Origin of the sequence: Arthrobacter sp. PsM3 (genome assembly GCF_030433895.1) — a bacterium.
Taxonomy (GTDB): Bacteria; Actinomycetota; Actinomycetes; order Actinomycetales; family Micrococcaceae; genus Arthrobacter.
In genome coordinates, this window is the sequence record NZ_JARUXE010000186.1 from 1 (window position 1) to 222 (window position 222).

Annotated in this window: 1 protein-coding gene; it reads right to left on the bottom strand. The window is 57.2% G+C overall.

The window, feature by feature from the left end; genetic code table 11:
* On the bottom strand, positions 1 to 193 hold a 193-nt coding region (locus tag QCD75_RS22115), incomplete at its 3' end, for a hypothetical protein (RefSeq protein ID WP_301231665.1).
* Positions 194 to 222: the final 29 nt, after the last annotated feature.

Sequence of the window (222 nt, forward strand, 5' to 3'; positions counted from 1 at the left end):
CGTTTACGGTTGTAATCGCCCCGGCTTCGTGCACAAGCGTACCGCCGAGAATGTTCACCGTCGTAGTAGTGCTGCCATCGGTGACGTTGTACCGCAACACGCCGGAATAGAGATTGATCGTGGTACCCGCACGCGAAGTGAACACGCTAGCCCCTACGCCGTTGGCGTTGGCGTACATGTTGAGCGTCGTCATGCTCGACGATTTAGCACTCAGCGTAAGCG